General features: G+C 63.7%; 15 protein-coding genes. 6 read left to right on the forward strand and 9 right to left on the reverse strand.

Going from position 1 to position 16,678, the window contains the following annotated elements:
- Positions 1–27: 27 nt before the first annotated feature.
- From kce to FQ775_RS13260, 6 genes are all read right to left on the reverse strand, one after another.
- A complete protein-coding gene (gene kce, locus FQ775_RS13235; protein ID WP_146299264.1) occupies positions 28–960 on the reverse strand; it encodes a 3,5-dioxohexanoate:acetyl-CoA acetone transferase in 933 nt (310 codons plus the stop codon).
- Positions 961–962: 2 nt separating this feature from the next.
- Complete coding sequence (locus FQ775_RS13240) at positions 963–2,324, reverse strand: aminotransferase family protein (protein WP_146299265.1); 1,362 nt, start codon at positions 2,322–2,324, stop codon at positions 963–965.
- Complete coding sequence (locus tag FQ775_RS13245) at positions 2,321–3,424, reverse strand: ABC transporter ATP-binding protein (RefSeq protein ID WP_146299266.1); 1,104 nt, start codon at positions 3,422–3,424, stop codon at positions 2,321–2,323. Before FQ775_RS13245 ends, FQ775_RS13240 begins: the two co-directional genes overlap by 4 nt.
- 63 nt (positions 3,425–3,487) lie before the next feature.
- Positions 3,488–4,633, reverse strand: a complete 1,146-nt coding sequence (locus FQ775_RS13250) for an extracellular solute-binding protein (protein ID WP_146299267.1) — start codon at positions 4,631–4,633, stop codon at positions 3,488–3,490.
- 63 nt (positions 4,634–4,696) lie between these two features.
- Positions 4,697–5,482, reverse strand: coding sequence for an ABC transporter permease (locus FQ775_RS13255; RefSeq protein WP_146299268.1), 786 nt, complete (start codon positions 5,480–5,482; stop codon positions 4,697–4,699).
- Positions 5,483–5,486: 4 nt separating this feature from the next.
- Positions 5,487–6,353, reverse strand: coding sequence for an ABC transporter permease (locus FQ775_RS13260; protein WP_146299269.1), 867 nt, complete (start codon positions 6,351–6,353; stop codon positions 5,487–5,489).
- Between the two features lie 140 nt (positions 6,354–6,493).
- Between FQ775_RS13260 and FQ775_RS13265 the strand changes: the two genes are divergently transcribed.
- Positions 6,494–7,474, forward strand: a complete 981-nt coding sequence (locus FQ775_RS13265) for a LysR family transcriptional regulator (RefSeq protein ID WP_146299270.1) — start codon at positions 6,494–6,496, stop codon at positions 7,472–7,474.
- A gap of 21 nt (positions 7,475–7,495) precedes the next feature.
- On the opposite strand, the gene FQ775_RS13270 is transcribed toward FQ775_RS13265, so the two are convergent.
- From FQ775_RS13270 to FQ775_RS13280, 3 genes are read right to left on the reverse strand one after another with little or no spacing between them, the layout of a single operon-like run.
- Positions 7,496–8,290 carry a fumarylacetoacetate hydrolase family protein gene (locus FQ775_RS13270; RefSeq protein WP_146299271.1) on the reverse strand — a complete coding sequence of 265 codons (795 nt, stop codon included), beginning with the start codon at positions 8,288–8,290 and terminating at the stop codon, positions 7,496–7,498.
- 16 nt (positions 8,291–8,306) lie between these two features.
- Complete coding sequence (locus tag FQ775_RS13275; protein WP_146299272.1) at positions 8,307–9,206, reverse strand: DUF6807 family protein; 900 nt, start codon at positions 9,204–9,206, stop codon at positions 8,307–8,309.
- 2 nt (positions 9,207–9,208) lie between these two features.
- Positions 9,209–9,910: a GntR family transcriptional regulator gene (locus tag FQ775_RS13280; protein ID WP_246730117.1), complete on the reverse strand. Its 702-nt coding sequence runs from the start codon at positions 9,908–9,910 to the stop codon at positions 9,209–9,211.
- Between the two features lie 204 nt (positions 9,911–10,114).
- On the opposite strand from FQ775_RS13280, the gene FQ775_RS13285 reads away from it, so the two are divergent.
- Genes FQ775_RS13285 through uxuA form a run of 5 tightly spaced genes read left to right on the forward strand, consistent with a single transcriptional unit; the run spans position 10,115 to position 16,332 of the window.
- The gene (locus FQ775_RS13285) at positions 10,115–11,137 is read left to right on the forward strand and encodes a TRAP transporter substrate-binding protein (protein ID WP_146299274.1); all 1,023 of its coding nucleotides are present in this window, start codon (positions 10,115–10,117) and stop codon (positions 11,135–11,137) included.
- A gap of 21 nt (positions 11,138–11,158) precedes the next feature.
- Positions 11,159–13,036, forward strand: coding sequence for a TRAP transporter large permease (locus tag FQ775_RS13290; RefSeq protein ID WP_146299275.1), 1,878 nt, complete (start codon positions 11,159–11,161; stop codon positions 13,034–13,036).
- 28 nt (positions 13,037–13,064) lie between these two features.
- Positions 13,065–14,093: a Gfo/Idh/MocA family protein gene (locus tag FQ775_RS13295; RefSeq protein ID WP_146299276.1), complete on the forward strand. Its 1,029-nt coding sequence runs from the start codon at positions 13,065–13,067 to the stop codon at positions 14,091–14,093.
- Positions 14,090–15,112, forward strand: coding sequence for a Gfo/Idh/MocA family protein (locus tag FQ775_RS13300; protein WP_146299277.1), 1,023 nt, complete (start codon positions 14,090–14,092; stop codon positions 15,110–15,112). Before FQ775_RS13295 ends, FQ775_RS13300 begins: the two co-directional genes overlap by 4 nt.
- The gene (gene uxuA, locus FQ775_RS13305; RefSeq protein ID WP_146299278.1) at positions 15,109–16,332 is read left to right on the forward strand and encodes a mannonate dehydratase; all 1,224 of its coding nucleotides are present in this window, start codon (positions 15,109–15,111) and stop codon (positions 16,330–16,332) included. The genes FQ775_RS13300 and uxuA overlap by 4 nt, the downstream gene beginning before the upstream one ends.
- The last annotated feature ends 346 nt before the right edge of the window (positions 16,333–16,678 follow it).

Consider the following 16,678-nt stretch of genomic DNA (forward strand, 5'->3'; position numbering starts at 1 on the left):
GCTCCCGCCCGTTGCAGAATTGGCTAGTCAGAAGGCGACACGGTCGCCGCCCTTGAGATCCAGCATGGCGCGCGCCTCATGCGGAGCCGCGATCGTAAAGCCCATCTCCTCAAGGATGCGGCGGATACGGGCCACCTGATGCGCATTGTCCGGGGCGAGACCGCGCCCTTTGCCGTCCGTCAGGTTGTCCTCCAGTCCGACACGGACATTGCCGCCCAGCAGGGCGCCCATCGTTCCGAGCCGCATCTGGTGACGTCCCGCCGCCAGCACCGAGAAGCGGTAGCTGTCCGCCAGCAGGCGGTCGGCGGTCGCCTTCATGAACACGAGCGCCTCCGGGCTCGCGTCGATCCCGCCCAGTATGCCCAGCACGAACTGGACGAACACCGGCGGCCGGATCAGGCCCTGCTTCAGATAGTAGGCGACGGTCTGGAGATGGCCCGCGTCGTAGCATTCGAATTCGAACCGGGTGCCGCATCCATCTCCCAGTTCAGACAGAATGTGCTCGATGTCTGCGAAGGTGTTCTTGAACACCACGTCACGGGTTGCCTCGAGGAAGCCCTGCTCCCACTCGTGCTTCCAGCTGTCGAACCGCCCGGCAAGCGGGAAGATGCCGAAATTCATGGATCCCATGTTGAGCGAGCACATTTCCGGCTTTGCGGCCAATGCCGGCGCGAGGCGTTCTGCAAGACTCATCTGCGACGAGCCTCCCGTCGATATGTTCACGACGGCGTCGGTCTGCTGGCGGATACGCGGCAGGAATCCCTCGAAGTGGGCAATCTCAGCGCTCGGTTTGCCGGTCCGCGGGTCGCGCGCGTGAAGATGCAGCACCGAGGCCCCGGCCTCGGTCGCTCCGACCGCCTGCTCCACCATCTCGTCGGCAGTCACCGGCAGGTTAGGGCTCATCGTCGGCGTGTGGATCGAACCTGTCAGGGCACAGGTCAGGATCACAGGGTCAGCCATGATCAGTGGTTTCCGCGCGGCAGGTCCAGGCGGTCGGAAAAGGCGTCGAGACTGGCGGTGAGCACCTCCATGATCTCGCCGACCTGCTCGCGGCTTGTGATCAACGGCGGGCAGACCATGAAGTGGTCTCCCTCCAGACCGCCGCGGGTTCGCCTCGAGTAGATGATCAGTCCGCGCGAATAGGCTTCCTCGACGAGGTGGATGTGGGCATCAATCTCTCTTGGCAGTGGCGTCATGAACTCGGGGTCGGACACCAGCTCGAAGGCCAGCAACAGTCCCTTGCCGCGAACGTCGCCGATAAAGGGGTAACGCGCCTTCAGGCCACTCAGTTCGGCCATGAGAAGATCGCCCACCTCGCGGGCGTTGGCACACAATTCAAGGCGCTCGATCTCCTCCAGAACGGCCAGGCCGGCCGCGCAGGCAAGGGGATTGCCGGCATAGGTGTAGCCATGCACGAAACCGCCCGCCGCGAGCACCGCGTCTGCGATATCGCGCTGTGCCACCATCGCCCCGAGCGGTGCGTAGCCGGCCGCGAAGCCTTTCGACAGAGCCACGATGTCCGGCTTCAGGTCCCAGTGCTCGGCGGCAAGAAAGCGGCCCGTGCGCCCGGCACCGGACATAACCTCGTCAAGGATCAGGAGGATGCCGTACTCGCGGCAGATCTCGGTAACGCGCCGGTAATAGCTGTCGGGAGCGACAAGCGCGCCGGTCGCGGCCCCGCCAACCGGCTCCATGATGAAGCCGAGAACGCTTTCCGGCCCCTGCAGTTCGATCTCGTCGCGCAGCAAGTCGGCGTAGCGGATGCCGCGTTCCTCCATAGAGAGGTCGTCGCGGTCAAGATAGCAGGTCGGCGCCGGAATCTTCGGCATCTGTCGCAACATGGGTTCGAACGGCCCGCTCATCAGTTCCATCCCGGTCAGCGCCAGCGCGCCCAAAGTGGAGCCGTGGTAGGAGGGGTAGCGGGAGATGATCTTCCAGCGGCCTTCGCGGCCGGTTGCGACGGCATGCTGCCGGGCCAGCTTGATGGCGCTTTCCACCGCTTCCGATCCGCCCGAAACGAAAAAGACGCGGTCGAGCCCCTCCGGCATCCTCGATGCGGTCAGCCGCGCGAGGCGCTCAGCCGGCTCATTCTCGAAATGAAGTCGGTAGGCGAAGGTCGTCTTGGCCATCTGGCTGCGCATGGCATCGAGCACGTGTTCGTTGCCATGCCCGATATTGGCCACCATGGCGCCGCTGGAGCCGTCGATGTAACGGCGTCCATCAGCATCCCAGATGTAGATGCCCCGTGCCTCGCCGACCAGCGGACGGCGCTGCCGGGACTGATAGAACAGGTTCGATGGCGGCGGGGAAGCCTGGAGGTTCATGGGTGCGCTTCCGGCTCCACAAGCGCGCAGTCGCGGCCGCGCACGATCGCTATGACGCGCTCACCCTGCCTGTAGGGGCTCTCCTCGATCGGATTCAGCGCCTGAAGGGAACGGCCATTGATGTCGACGAAATAACGCGCCGCCTGACCCTGATAGTCAACGGCGGTTACCTCGGCCGGGAGAGCGAGCGCGTCTGCCGGGAGGTCACCTTCCTGTTGTCGGAGGGTCAGCCTCTCCGCCCTTATGACGACGGTGGCATCCGTCCCCTTCGCGAAGCCGCTGGCGCGGCCCGCGGGCAGCTGCAGGCTCCCCAATCCGTTCATGGCCACTTCAACGGCATCCGCGCCGGCCGTTGCTACCGTGCAAGGCAAGAGGTTCGAGTTACCCAGGAATCGAGCCACGAAAGCCGAGGCCGGCGCCGTGTACACTTCCTCCGGCGCGCCCATCTGCTCGACATGCCCGGCACTCATCACCACGATGCGGTCGGACATCGCCAACGCTTCCGACTGGTCGTGGGTAACGAAGATCGTGGTTATCCCAAGCTGCGACTGGATGCGCTTCAGTTCCACGCGCATGTCTTCACGCAGATTGGCGTCGAGTGCTGAGAGCGGTTCGTCGAGCAGGAGCACGTCAGGTTCTATGACGATTGCACGTGCCAGGGCGATGCGCTGCTGCTGGCCGCCCGAGAGCTGCCGCGGGTAGCGGTCGCCGACCTGCGGCAGTTGCACCAGTTCGAGCGCAGCGTTGACGCGCCTCGCGATCTCCTCGCGCCCGACACTGCGGTATTTGAGCCCGAAGGCGACGTTGTCGAATATCGTCTTGTGCGGAAACAGCGCATAGTTCTGGAACACGATCCCCAGATTGCGCCGGTGGATAGGCACACGGGTGACGCTGCGGCCCTTGATCTCGATCTCGCCCTCGCTGGGGTCGAGCAAGCCGGCGATCATGCGCAGCGTCGTCGTCTTGCCGCAGCCGGAAGGTCCCAGCAGGGTAACGAAGCTGCCCTCCTCCACATCGAGGTCGAAACGATGCACCGCGGTCACGTTGCCGAACCGCTTGACGATACCCCTGAGCGCTACTGCGCTTGCTGATTTGGTCACGTGGGACTCCGCTTGGTTTGAATGGCCGGCGGAGCGCCACTGCACTCCGCCATTGCCTCAGCGTCAGTAGCCGCGCTCGACCCTCGAATACTGCTTGGACCATTCTTCCTCATTGCTGTTCCAGTAGTCGGCATCGAAGAAATTGAGGCCCTCCAGCGTGCCGCCGGGATCGAAGGCGGGCAGTGCCTTGACCTTGTCGGAGAGCTCGACCTTGCGGGGATCCAGCGCCGGCGGATAGTTCTGGCCCTCCGCCACGGCGATCGCCACCTCCGGCTCAAGCATGAAGTTGAGCAACTCCTCGCAGGCCTCCATCGGGCTGCCCTTGATGACGAAGATGCATTCCTGCCAGCCGAGGCCGCCGGGCGGGTCGTAGTAGCCGATGTCGTGACCCTGGTCCTGGAGCGCCTTGATGCGGCCGGACCAGCCCTCGGTCACGTGGATCTCCTCTTCAGCCAGCAGGCTCATCAGCTCGGCACCCGACGCCCAGTATTTCAAAACCAGGTCGCGGTTCGCCCGGATGGCATCCCAAACGGCCTCCACGTCCTCGATGTTGTTGGGATCCTGGTCCGTCTGCAGCGCGCCGTACCAGATGCGTGTCTTCCAGTCGCTCCAGCCGCCGATCTTGCCCTTGTGCGCGGGATCGATCATCACCTTCGCGCCCTTCTCCTTCACCTCATCGTCGGAGATGAACTTGCGGTTGTAGGCGATGCTGGTCGTGCCGTAATCGTAGGGAACGGCGGACAGCTTGCCGTCGGTGATGTTGCGGAACACCTGCTGCAGCGCCGGAATGACGTTCCGCAGGTTCGGGATGTTGTCCTCGTTGAGTTCGGAAGACAGACCCAGCGAGTGGTAGCGCGAATAGTCGAACACGCCCGACAGATGCGCGAGGTTGAACTCGCCATCCTGGCTCGCGCGCACCCGCGCCAGATATTCGTCGGCGCCGCCGAATGTGCCGTCGACCACTGTAATGCCCGTCTTATCGGTATAGGGATTGAACGCGTGCTCGCGGAAGGCTTCCGAAACGATGCCGCCCCACCCGTCGAACCGGACCTGATCGGGGGTCGCGGCGCGGGCAAACTTGGCAAACGGGCCGCCCGCGACACCGTAGACCGTAGCGGACGCGCCGATCAGTCCGAGGAATGTGCGCCGGTTCACATCGCCGTGGCGGTAGCGGTCAAGCAGTCGTTCATAGCGCCTGGTGTTTTCCATCGTCATGCTCCCATTGGTTTTTCAGTGCCCGCGTTTCCCTGGAGCCGCGGAGCCGTGCTCCTGTTATCCGCGTCTGGCCGCCATCCACCGCGCCACACCCATGCCCGCGATCGGGACCGCAACCGTCATGACGATCATCACCGTCCCGAGGGCGTTGATTTCCGGCGAGATGGAATTGCGCAGCATCGCGAAGATCTGCGTCGGCACCGTCTCCACGCCTCCCGGCTTCCAGAACATCGTGCCGGTGATGTCGTCGAAGGAGATCGTGAAGGCGAAGATCATGCCGGCGAAGACGGCCGGCATGAGCAGCGGCAGTGTGACCGTGAAGAAGGTCTGGATCGGACCGGCGCCGAGGCTCAGCGCCGCCTCTTCGTATTCGCGCTTGATCGCCACCAGGCGCGCCTGCACGACGAGCAGCACGAATGGCAGCGTGAAGATCACATGTCCAAGCAGCAGCAGGACGAAGCTGCGCGGCAGGCTGAGCCAGCGCAGGAACAGCAACAACGCCACGGCCAGAACCACTTCCGGAATGAGGATCGGCGCGATGAGCAGGGTCGAAATCGTGTTCTTGCCGGGAAAGCGATAGCGCACGAGCGCCAGCGCGGCCAGGATGCCCAGCACCGTCGAGATCACCGCAGTCAGCGCCCCGAGCAGCAGCGAAATACGGAAGGCGCGCACGATGGCATCGTTGTGCCACAGTTCGATGAACCAGCGCAGGCTCAGGCCCTCCATCGGGAAGGACCCGAACTGGCTCGTGTTGAACGACAGCAATACGACCACGCCGACCGGCAGGAACATGAAGAAGTAGACGGCGATTGTGTAGAGCCTGATGAGAGACCAGCCCGACATCGCCCTACCCGAACGACTTGGCGATCTGGCCGATCCCGACCAGGCGGTTGTAGACGGCCACGATGCCGCCGAGAATGATCAGCAGCACGATCGACAGGGCCGATCCAAGCGGCCAGTTGAGCTGCGTGATGATCGCCTCGAATACCAGGTTGGCGAACATGGCGTCACGCGGCCCACCCAGCACCAGCGGCGTGATGTAGGTTCCGGCGGCGAGGACGAAACAGAGGAGGCCGCCGGCAGCGAGCCCCGGTAGCGACAGCGGCAGCGTCACCTCGCGGAACGTCTGCATGCTGCTGGCGCCCAGCGACCGGGAGGCGTCGGCGAGATTGGGGTCGATTGCGTCGAGGCTGACATAGACGTTGAGCACCATGAAGGGCAGCAGGAAGTGCACCAGTCCGAGGATGACCGTCGCCTCGTTGTAGAGCATCTGGATCGGTTCGGAGATGATGCCGGTCGCCACCAGCAGTTGGTTCAGCGCTCCCGAAACGCCGAGGATGTTGATCCACGACATGGTGCGGATGATGTAGCTGATCCAAAAGGGCAGGATCAGCAACAGAAGCAGCAACGTCTTGTGGCGTGTCCGCGAAGTCGCGATGAAATAGGCCGGCACGTAGCCCAAGACCGCACAGGACAGGGTGGTGATGGCGGCGATCCGCAGGGTGGAAAGCAGGATGTCCCTGTAGAAGGGATCGCTCAGCACTTCCTGCCAGTTGTCGAGGTGGAAGCCGGGAACCTCCGCACCCGTCGCCGAGCGCAGCCAGAACGAATAGACGATGACGAAGAAGACCGGAACGACGAGCAGAAATCCGATCGCTCCGAGCGCCGGTGACAGCAATATCCAGGGACGCGCCGCGCCCGCCGTTTCACCCATTGGCTCCCATCCGCCTCTTGCCGACCGTTCCCTGTGGCCTGTTCAAGGGTCGTCAAAAGTGTGATCCGCGCGGCAGCATTCTCAAGACGCATAATGACAATGGTGGCTATAGTTTCCGGGAATGCTACAGTGCGACCGCCATGAGAGATCACCTCGCCACCCCGCCTTCACCCGCCGGCCGTATGGTCTGGAACCTCGACTGGAACCTGATCCGGACTTTCCTCGTGATCGTCGAGCGCGGCGGCATCACGGCCGCCGCCAACGCCCTCCTGCTCAAGCAGCCCAGCGTTTCCAACGCGCTGCGCCGGCTGGAGGGCCACCTGTCAAAGCGGCTTATCCTCCGCGGGCCCGGTCAGTTCGAAGTTACCCCCGCCGGGCGCCTGCTCTACAACGAGGCGATTGAGATTTTCGGCAGCATTTCCCGACTTGGCACGCTGATCAGGGACATGGAAGAGGAAGTGTCCGGCCACGTCACGCTCGCCATGGCAAGCCACGTCGTCTCGCCGGTGCTCGACGAGGTGCTGTCCCGGTTTCATCAGCGGCACAGGTTCGCCACGCTGGCAATCGATGTCATGACCAGCCGTGATGTCATTCAGACCGTTCGGCAACGCCAGGCGAGTCTCGGCATCGGCCTCGTTCACGAGAAGCACCCGCATCTCAACTATCTGCGCCTCTTCCGGGAATATTTCGGTTTCTATTGCGGTCCGCGACACCGGCTTTTCGGCAACGATAGCCTGTCGCTCGCGGACCTGCGTGGTGAAACCTTCGTCTCGTTCAAGACGGATCGCCTGACCGATGCGCTGCGACCGGTGGCGCTGCTGCGCGCCCAGGCCGAACTCAAAGACAGCATCGTCGGCGTTTCGTCCAGCCTGGAGGAGGTACGCCGCATGATCCAGGCCGGCCTTGGCATCGGCCCGTTACCGGTTCATGTGGCACAGCGCGACGTGGAAGCCGGCCTGCTGTGGCGGCTGCCGCCCTACGACGATCCGCCGGCGATCGATATCCACATCGTCACCAATCCGGGCACACGCATGAACCGCGCCGAAGCGAATCTCATCGAAATGCTTCGAGAGGCCGTCGCCCGCGTGCCGTTCGCGGAGCGCGACTATCGCCAGCGATGAGGACCGTTCTATCCGCCAGACCTACGTTCTCGGCAGGCCCACATTTGCGTTCTCCGCCACCACCGGATTTGTGAGCACGCCAACGCCCTGCACCCAGACATCGACATTGTCACCGGGCACTACCGGCCCGACGCCCGACGGGGTGCCTGTGAGGATTACGTCGCCTGGTTGAAGGGTCACTGCAGAACTGAGATAGGAGACAAGCTGCGGCACGCCGAACAGCAGGTCCGACGTCGAACTCGCCTGGCGGTCGATTCCACTCACCCGCGCGCCGAGCATCAGGTTCGACGGATCGAGCCCGGTCGCGATCACCGGACCTAGCGGGCAGAAGCTGTCGAACCCTTTCCCGATCAGCAACGCCCCCTGGTCCATCTCCTCCTTCTGAATGACGCGCTCCGACACGTCATTGGCGCAGGTAAAACCCAGCACATGGTCAAGCGCGCTATCGACGGGCACTCGTCGCCCGGCGCGGCCAATGACCACCGCCAGCTCCGCTTCGAAGTGCACGTTCGAGCCTTCACGCGGGTAGACGATCGGCTCGCCTGGGCCGACAACCGTATTGGACGGCTTCATGAAGAACAGCGGACGCACGGGAGGCTTCGCACCGGACTCCTCGATGTGCGCGATGTAGTTCAGACCCACACCAAAGATTCTGGGCGCCTCGACCGGTGCCAGCAGGATGGCGTCGGCCACGGCGTCGGTAACTCCGGAGGACTCGAGCGTTTCGAACGGCGAGCGCGCGAGCCGGTTCAGCCGATCGCCTTCGAGGATGCCGTGATGAGTGCCATCATCAAGCCGGTACCGCGCGATAAGCAATTCGTTTCTCCTGATTTTATTGCGCAATGAGCTCGATTTCGTCCCGGTCGGGCGGGCCGTCATGAACCAGCAACGTGTAGCTGCTCTCGAAGGTCTCCTCAGGTTCTAGCGATAATCCGACGTCGCGAAATGGACCAACAGTCACCACCCCCCAATCCGCGACGAACCAGAACGGCACTCGGCCCGGCAGCCGGTGTGGCACGACGCATACGCCGGCGATCGCGCCGCCGCCGACTGGTCCGGTGAAATCCACCCAGCGGGCTCCGGCACCGCTGACCGCCACGCCGCCAGACAGGCCGCGGTCGTCGGTCACGGCCCCGCCGTTCTGCACGATCATGGAATCCGCCACACGAACGTTGAACCAGGCGTGACGCGTCGGACCGAGCTTGAGGGCGAACTCGCCGCAGGAGAGACGCGAGGTCATGTCTATGCGGTTGCGCCGGGCGCCGCAATCGACCGTGATCGTGCGCACCTCGCGCGCTACAAGCCTCCCGGCTGGTGCGGCCCACTCCGTTGGGCCATGCCATTCCAGCGTCTGCACGATGCGATAGCCGTCGTCCGCTGCGCCGGCTTCTTTTACAATCCCAACGATGCGGCCGGGCGATCGTCCCTGAAAGACTTCGTCAACGTAGAAATTGTAGGTATATTCCTCGACCTGCGCGTTGGCCGCAGGCACCATGGCATGCACATGATCCGAGGCTATCCAGGCACCGCAATGGTGCGGATGGTCCGAGGGGCTCTCGGAGGTGACGCAGAAGCCCGCCGGCGTCGACAGCGGGTGAAGGTAGCTGCGGAATGCACCCTGCGTCACCGCCAACACGCTCGCATCACCATGCCGCAGTCGCATCCGATGCGCCTTCGCCCATGCGCCCCGTGGCAACGCGATCTCATCTGACCTGAAGGTAAACTCGGGCATCGTCAGTCGACCGGCGTCAGGCCGCGCGTGTGTGCGGGCAGTTCGGTGTCGGCAAAGAGGTCCGGATGTGCCGCCGCGATCTGCGGCAGCGCCACCAGTATCTCGCGCAAATGTCGCCTCATGGCAGCTTCGGTGCCGTCAGGGTCGTTGGCCGCGAGGCGCTCTACGATTGCCTCATGCTGGCGGATCAGCAGTGGCATCGGCGAAGCGTGAGGCAGGCTGAGGAAGCGCACCCGGTCGGTCTGCACGCGTGCGCTCTCGACGATGCGCCAGGCATAGTCGCAATCGACGATATCGGCGATCGCCCGGTGAAACGCCTCATCCAGATCGTTAAAGCTGCGATAATCGTCATGGGAGGCGGCGACGCGCTGCCTGTCGACATGGCGACGCAGTTCCAGCACTTGTTCCGCCGTCGCAAGCCTGCCGGCGTTTCTGGCAATGTCGCACTCTATGGCCTCTCGAACGAAGCGCGCATTGGCCAGTTCGCGCGCCGAAATCTTCATGACGTATGTACCGCGACTTGGCCTGATCTCCACCAGTCCGGCCTCCGACAGCTTGATAAAGGCTTCGCGCACCGGCTGACGGCTGACGCCGAACCGCGCCGCAATCTCTGCTTCGGACAAGGCCTCTCCGGGCCGCAGCTGAAGCTCGACGATGCCCTGCCGGAGCGCTGCGACGATCTGCGGCGCGATCGGTTCCCTCATGCGCAATGCGATTTCCATGTCCCCGCAACTTCCCTGCACTGCCGCCGGCCATCGGCCGCCTGTGTGGCGACGAAATGAGACGCTGATCTCACCATGGCTTGCGCCAGCCGCCTGACCATGTATCATACCGGTATGGTGCCATACCGCAAGCAACTGCTGTGCCGCGGACCTTGCGCACCGGAGGGCAATCCGAGGGAGGAGACAATGACCTCAAGGGGTATCAAGATTTCGCGACGCGGCTTTATCGCCGCCGGCACCGCTGCGCTCGCTTCGCCGGCTTTCATCCGTCACGCCAAGGCGCAGGAGTTCGTGTGCAAGATCGCCCATACCGAAGGCATCGGCACGCCGATCACCAACGCCTTCGACGCCTGGGCGGCCGCGATGAACGAAAAGAGCGGCGGTCGTATCGACGCGCAGCATTTCCCAGCCGCACAGCTTGGCGGCCTAGCGGAAGCGCTGGAAGGAAGCCGCATCGGCACAATCCAGGTGACGACGGCCGGACCCGACTCCGAGGAGGCAATAGCGCCCGAGATCGCTGCTTTCGGCGGGGCGCCCGGTTTCATCTACAAGAGCGAGGAGCATGTCGATCGCGTGTTGCAGGGCGAACTCGGGCAGAAATGCTCTGACATCGCCCGGGCCAAGACCGGCGTCGAGTTCGTCGCTTACGGTGAGACGGGCTTCCGCCACATCCTGGCCAAGCGGCCGGTTGGCAATCTCGCCGACCTCGCAGGCCTCAAGATCCGGGTGCCGCAGCTCCGCATCTGGGTCGATTTCTGGTCACTCCTCGGCACCGCGCCGACGCCGCTTCCGTACAGCGAACAGTACTCGGCGCTGTCGACGGGCATCATCGATGCCATAGATTCCGACGTGTTTTCGATCGTCGGCTTCAAGTTCCACGAGCAGGCGCAGCACCTTACGCTGACCGGCCACTGGTTCCTGCCCAAGGCGGTGCGCGTCAACGCCGCATGGCTGGACAGCCTGCCGGAGGACCTGCGCGCTATGGTACGCGAAACGGCCAAGGAGGCCTTCGCCGAGCAGCGTCGCATCAATCGCGCCAATGCCGCAAAGACGCTGGAAGATCTGAAGGGCCTCGGCGTGCAAGTACAGCAATTGCCGGCGGAAGAACTGGCCAAGATGGAAGAGAAGACCGCCGGTCTGTTTGACGAGTTCGGGTCGAAGAGCCCTGAGACCGCCGAGATGATCAAGGCCATCCGGGCCCTGGGCTGAGGTCTGGTATAGTCTGACATCATGGGCATTGAAGTCGAAACCGATGCCGCGCCCGAAGGCGCGGCATCCACCGATATGCATGGTGGCTTCGCGCGGATCGTCGACCGATCGCTGGAGGGGGTCACGGTCGGGCTGATGCTCGTGGCGGTCGCCGTCGCGTGCCTTCAGGTCGTGCTTCGCTACATTTTCAACTCGGGTCTGCCCTGGCCCGAAGAACTTGCGACCTGGGTCTTCGGCTGGGCGGTCTTTCTCGGCATGGCAGTCGCAACCGCCCGCGATTCGCACATATCGATCGACGTGGTCACCCGGGCACTTCCCGCACGACCCCGCGCCTATCTGCTTCTATTCAATCGCTCGGTGATGGCCGCCGCCAGTATCATGCTGGTCATACATGGCTGGGACTATGCGAACCGCGTGATCTCGGCGTCGCCCGCCCTCCAGTGGTCGATGCAGTACTACTTCGTCGTGCTGCCCGTAGGTGCCGCGTTCAATCTTTTCTTCCTGGCTTGGCCATCGACCAGCCGCACATGGCTGCAGGGTCTTGGCGTGCTCATCGGCGGCGTGCTGATTTACGCCGCAATCCGCTACGGCGCATCCAGCGTCTACGGGCAGAGCGGCAGCGCAATCGTGCTGGTCGCCGCCGGGATCGTATCCATTGTCATCGGCGTGCCGGTCGCCTTTGCACTGATCTTTGGCGCCTTCGCGGCCTTCGCCGCCTTCAATCCGCTTCTGCTGGTCACGATCTCGCAGAACATGGGGGCGTCGATGAATTCGTTCACGCTGCTGGCCATCCCCTTCTTCATTCTCGCCGCCGCAGTCATGAACGCTGGCGGGATTACGCCGCGGCTGGTCGACCTCGCCATGCAGTTGGTCGGCCATCTGCGCGGCGGTCTCGGGCAGGCCAACGTCGTCACCAATACCATGCTGGCCGGCGTCTCAGGCTCGTCCACCGCCGACGCTTCCACGATCGCCAAATTGCTGGTTCCCGAGATGGCCGAGCGCGGCTACAGCCGCCCGTTCGGAGCGGCTCTGACCGCATCCGCAGCCACACTGGCGAACCTCATTCCGCCAAGCCTGGGACTGATTATCTACGCTGCCCTCGCCTCGGTCTCGGTCGGCGCGCTGTTCGTCGCCACGATCGTGCCGGGACTGATGGTCGCCGGCGCGCTGATGCTCGTCGTCTACGTGCTGTCGCGACTGCGGGGCTATGGCGGCGACCTGCCGAAAGCCTCGCTTCGGGAGCGCATGTCGTCACTGGGGCTGGCAATCCCGGCCCTGATCTTGCCGGTGATTATCGTCGGCGGCGTGCGTTTCGGCGTGTTCACCGCCACCGAGGCCGGCGCAATCGCCTTCATCTACGCCTTTTTGTGCGGGGCGCTGCTCTACCGCAAGCTGACGGCGGCGAACTTCATCGCGGCCATCCGTGAATCGGCGCTCGACACGGTGGTGATCGCGATCATCATTGCCGCTGCCGCTCCCTTCGCCTGGGTGCTGGCCTTTGAGCAGGTGCCACAAAAGATCGCGCTGGGACTTGCCGAACTCGTCTCTCAGCCGATCGTACTCATCCTCGCCATCAACCTGTTCCTGATCATCGTCGGCCTGTTCATGGAGATGATCGCTTCCCTGGTCATTCTCGTGCCCATCCTTGTGCCGCTGGTGATCGCCGGCGGCATGGACCCGATCCAGTTCGGCGTCGTGATCGTCATGAACCTCGTCATAGGCGCGCTCACACCACCGCTCGGCGTGCTGGTGTTCACCACCGCGCGCGTGGGCGGAGCGAACCAGACCGAAACGTTCAAGGCCATCCTGCCTTTCGTAGCGGCGCTCGTAACAGTGCTGATGCTGGTGACGTTCGTGCCTGCATTCACCATGCTGCCAGTGGCCTGGCTCGGGCCCTGAGCGGAACAGCTTTCATGAAGGACTTCACGTGAAAAAGACGCGCATCGCGATCGTCGGTCTGGGCATGGCGGTCACGCCCCACGCCAGGGGGCTCGTCGACCTTGCCGGCGAGGTGGAGGTGGCTTACGCCTTCAGCCCTAGCGAGGCGCGTCGCAAGGCGTTCGCCGACAAATTTGCGTTCCCGACCTGCGACAGCCTCGACACGATCCTGAAAGACAGGAGCGTCGATGCCGTCGCGGTCTACACGCCGGCCAACACACATCGTGACATCGGCCTTGCCTGCGCGCACGCGGGCAAGCATGTGCTGATGGAGAAGCCGCTCGACATCACCACGGCGCGCGCCATCGAGCTTGTCGAAGGCTGCCGCACCGCCGGCGTGAAAATGGGGGTGGTGCTTCAGCATCGTTTCCGTCCAGCCGGAGTGAGGCTGGCGGAGATACTGGCAGCGGGCGAACTCGGCCGGATCGTCGGCTGTTCGGCTGCGATCCGCCTGTGGAGGCCGCAATCCTATTACGACGAGCCCGGCCGCGGGTCCTTCGCCCGCGACGGTGGCGGGGTCCTGATTTCCCAGGGCATCCACACGCTTGACCTGATGCTGAGCTTGGCCGGGCAGGTCGACACTGTGACCGGTTTCAACACGACGACACCGGTGCACACCATGGAAACAGAAGACATGGTCTGCGCAGCCATACGCTTCGACAATGGTGCTTTCGGCACGATCGAAGCCACGACCGCCGCCTATCCCGGCTTCGCCGAGGAGATCGTGCTGACCTGTGAGAAAGGCACCGCCCGCCTCACCGGCACGCAACTGCTGGTCCAGTTCCAGGACGGTGGCGAGGAAACCATCGAGGCCGACAGGAGCGCCGGCGGCACGGGGGCCGATCCCATGGCGTTCCCCCACGACTACCATCGCTCGGTGATGGCCGATTTCGTCGCGGCGATCCGCGACGGCAGTGCGCCGAAGGTGACCGGCTATGAGGCATTGAAGGTGCACCGCCTGATCGACGCGCTGATTGAGACCGGGCAGACCGGAAAGGCCGTGGCGGTAGCCCGATGAGCAGCCCCTTGCGCTTTGCGGCGATCGGGCTTGATCACCGGCATATCTACCACCTTGTGGGCGAGAACATTGCGGCAGGCGCCGAGTGCGTCGGCTACTGTTCCGAGACCAGTGATCCTCGGGTTCTGGAGGGGTTTCGCGAGCGTTTCCCCGCACTTGCCGAGGTCGAGCGTGACCGGCTGTTCGACGATCGATCCATCGATTTCATCGTTTGTGCATCGATTCCGGTCGACCGACCGGCGATCGCCGTCAGAGCCATGCGCGCTGGCAAGGACGTGATGGTCGACAAGCCGGGCGCGACAAGTCTTGTCCAGGTGACTGAACTGGAACGGGTAGCAGCAGAGACGGGGCGCATTTTCTCCATCTGCTTTTCCGAGCGTTTCGTCGTGAGAGCCTGTGAGGCCGCTTCGCGGCTGGTGGCTGAGGGCGCGGTTGGTCGCGTGGTACAAACAACAGGTCTCGGCCCCCACCGCCTCAACCGCGCAATCAGGCCAGAGTGGTTTTTTCGGCCGGAGACATTCGGCGGCATTCTAACCGACATCGGCTCGCACCAGATCGACCAGTTCCTGCACTTTACCGGTAACTTGTCCGCCGACATCGTCGCAAGCACAGTCTCCAATCACGCCTTGCCCGACGTTCCCCTGTTCGAGGATTTCGGCGAAATTCTTCTGCGTGCGGACGATGCGTCGGGCTTTATTCGCGTCGACTGGTACACGCCTGACGGCCTGCCGACCTGGGGCGATGGTCGGCTGTTCCTGCTTGGCACCGAAGGTACGATCGAACTCAGGAAGTATGTAGACATCGACGGACGTCCGGGGGCGGATCACCTGTTTCTTGTCGACCAGCGGGGAACCCAACACATCGACTGTTCAGCCGAGCCACTGGCCTACTTCAAGCGATTTCAAGATGACGTGCGCGAGCGCACCGACACGGCCATGCGGAAGGGCCACGCACTCACCGTCACGAGGCTGGCGATCGAGGCGCAATCCGTCGCCCGCCGCCTGGGGAGCCGTGCATGAGGCATATGTGGCGCTGGTTTGGGCCGCATGACAAGTGCCGCATAGAGGACATCGAGCAGTCAGGAGCCCTCGGCGTTGTCTCGGCTCTGCATCACCTGCCGAATGGCGTCGTATGGCGTCCGCAGGAAATCGCGCTGCGCAAGCAACAGGTCGCGCACCGATCGAACGGTGAGCCGTCTACACTGCGCTGGGACGTCGTTGAAAGCCTCCCCGTCAGCGAGGACATCAAGAAGCAGAATGGCGACTGGCGCGAGCACGTCGAGGCATACAAGCAGTCGTTGCGCAATCTCGCTTGCGCCGGCATCGAGATTGTCTGCTACAATTTCATGCCGGTACTGGACTGGACCCGCACTGCACTGCGTTGGCGCGTTCGGAACGGTGCGACATGCATGCGCTTCGACATCCACGACTTCGCGGCATTCGATATTCACATCCTGCGCCGCGAAGGCGCCGCTCGCGACTTCGACCGAGAAGTGGTGGAGGAAGCCGCGCGTCGCCATGCCGCAATGAGCGACGAAGCCCAGCAGGTGCTCGCCCGTTCAGTCACGATGGGTCTGCCGGGATCCACCGAGTCGATGGATCTGGCGCGTGTGAGAGAGCATCTCGCGGCGTACGGTCCGATCACGCCCGCCCGCCTCCGAAGGCATCTCACAGATTTTCTGCAGCAGGTCGTGCCGGTCGCCGAAGAGGTGGGCATCAGGCTGTGTTGCCATCCCGATGATCCGCCCTTTCCACTGCTCGGGCTGCCGCGCGTCATGTCTACCGCCGATGACTACGCAACAATTCTCGAAGCCGTCGACAGCCCAGCGAACGGGATGACGCTTTGTTCCGGCTCGCTCGGCGCGCGCCCGGACAACGACTTGCCCGCCATCATGGACCACTTTGGCAGCAAGGTGCATTTCCTGCATTTGCGCAATGTCAAGCGCGATACCGAGGCCCTTGTGGGTTCCTTCTACGAGGCCGAGCACCTTGAGGGCGACACCGACATGGTTGCACTCATCGCCTCGGTCCTGCGCGAGGAAATGCGCAGGCGTGGCGAGGGTCGCACCGATGCCGAGATCCCGATGCGCCCCGACCATGGGCAGGAGATCGTCGACGACCTCGGGCGCGGAGGGCAGCCGGGATATCCGATCGTCGGGCGTCTCCGCGGTCTTGCCGAGCTGCGAGGCATCGAGCGGGCTTTGGCCTCTACCCGTGCATACGTTCTCCAATCTGGCTGATACTTGGCGGGTATCGATGGGCTGCCCTCAGCCGACGCGTTGAAGCGGGTGCCTGCGCACCTGCCGCGCCGCACAGACCTCCGCGTGCCGCTGGTGGACCCAATTTTCCGAACAAGATCCAGCCACGGTCTCCGCGAGACCACGAGACGCCTACCCGGCAGCAGCGTCGAGCGTTATAGACGCGCGACCATGCCTCCACTTTCCTGTATACATCGTTCGGAACCACAGGATTCGGCGTCGAACTGCCGTCGCGCTCAATTCGCCCGGATCACGACAGCGTCAGGTCACGCCGCGAAGTGCCATCGTCAGCGCGGCGGACCGAACTGCTGCTAACGATGTATACAGA

Source organism: Nitratireductor mangrovi (genome assembly GCF_007922615.2).
GTDB classification, from domain to species: domain Bacteria; phylum Pseudomonadota; class Alphaproteobacteria; order Rhizobiales; family Rhizobiaceae; genus Mangrovimarina; species Mangrovimarina mangrovi.

Bases quoted from the DNA above. Each gene is read 5' to 3' on its own strand.
- kce (WP_146299264.1), bottom strand. From the start codon at position 960: ATGGCTGACCCTGTGATCCTGACCTGTGCCCTGACAGGTTCGATCCAC.
- FQ775_RS13260 (WP_146299269.1), bottom strand. From the start codon at position 6,353: ATGGGTGAAACGGCGGGCGCGGCGCGTCCCTGGATATTGCTGTCACCG.
- FQ775_RS13285 (WP_146299274.1), top strand. From the start codon at position 10,115: ATGACCTCAAGGGGTATCAAGATTTCGCGACGCGGCTTTATCGCCGCC.
- uxuA (WP_146299278.1), top strand. From the start codon at position 15,109: ATGAGGCATATGTGGCGCTGGTTTGGGCCGCATGACAAGTGCCGCATA.
- FQ775_RS13290 (WP_146299275.1), top strand. From the start codon at position 11,159: ATGGGCATTGAAGTCGAAACCGATGCCGCGCCCGAAGGCGCGGCATCC.
- FQ775_RS13300 (WP_146299277.1), top strand. From the start codon at position 14,090: ATGAGCAGCCCCTTGCGCTTTGCGGCGATCGGGCTTGATCACCGGCAT.
- FQ775_RS13250 (WP_146299267.1), bottom strand. From the start codon at position 4,633: ATGGAAAACACCAGGCGCTATGAACGACTGCTTGACCGCTACCGCCAC.
- FQ775_RS13265 (WP_146299270.1), top strand. From the start codon at position 6,494: ATGAGAGATCACCTCGCCACCCCGCCTTCACCCGCCGGCCGTATGGTC.
- FQ775_RS13275 (WP_146299272.1), bottom strand. From the start codon at position 9,206: ATGCCCGAGTTTACCTTCAGGTCAGATGAGATCGCGTTGCCACGGGGC.
- FQ775_RS13280 (WP_246730117.1), bottom strand. From the start codon at position 9,910: ATGAGGGAACCGATCGCGCCGCAGATCGTCGCAGCGCTCCGGCAGGGC.
- FQ775_RS13255 (WP_146299268.1), bottom strand. From the start codon at position 5,482: ATGTCGGGCTGGTCTCTCATCAGGCTCTACACAATCGCCGTCTACTTC.
- FQ775_RS13240 (WP_146299265.1), bottom strand. From the start codon at position 2,324: ATGAACCTCCAGGCTTCCCCGCCGCCATCGAACCTGTTCTATCAGTCC.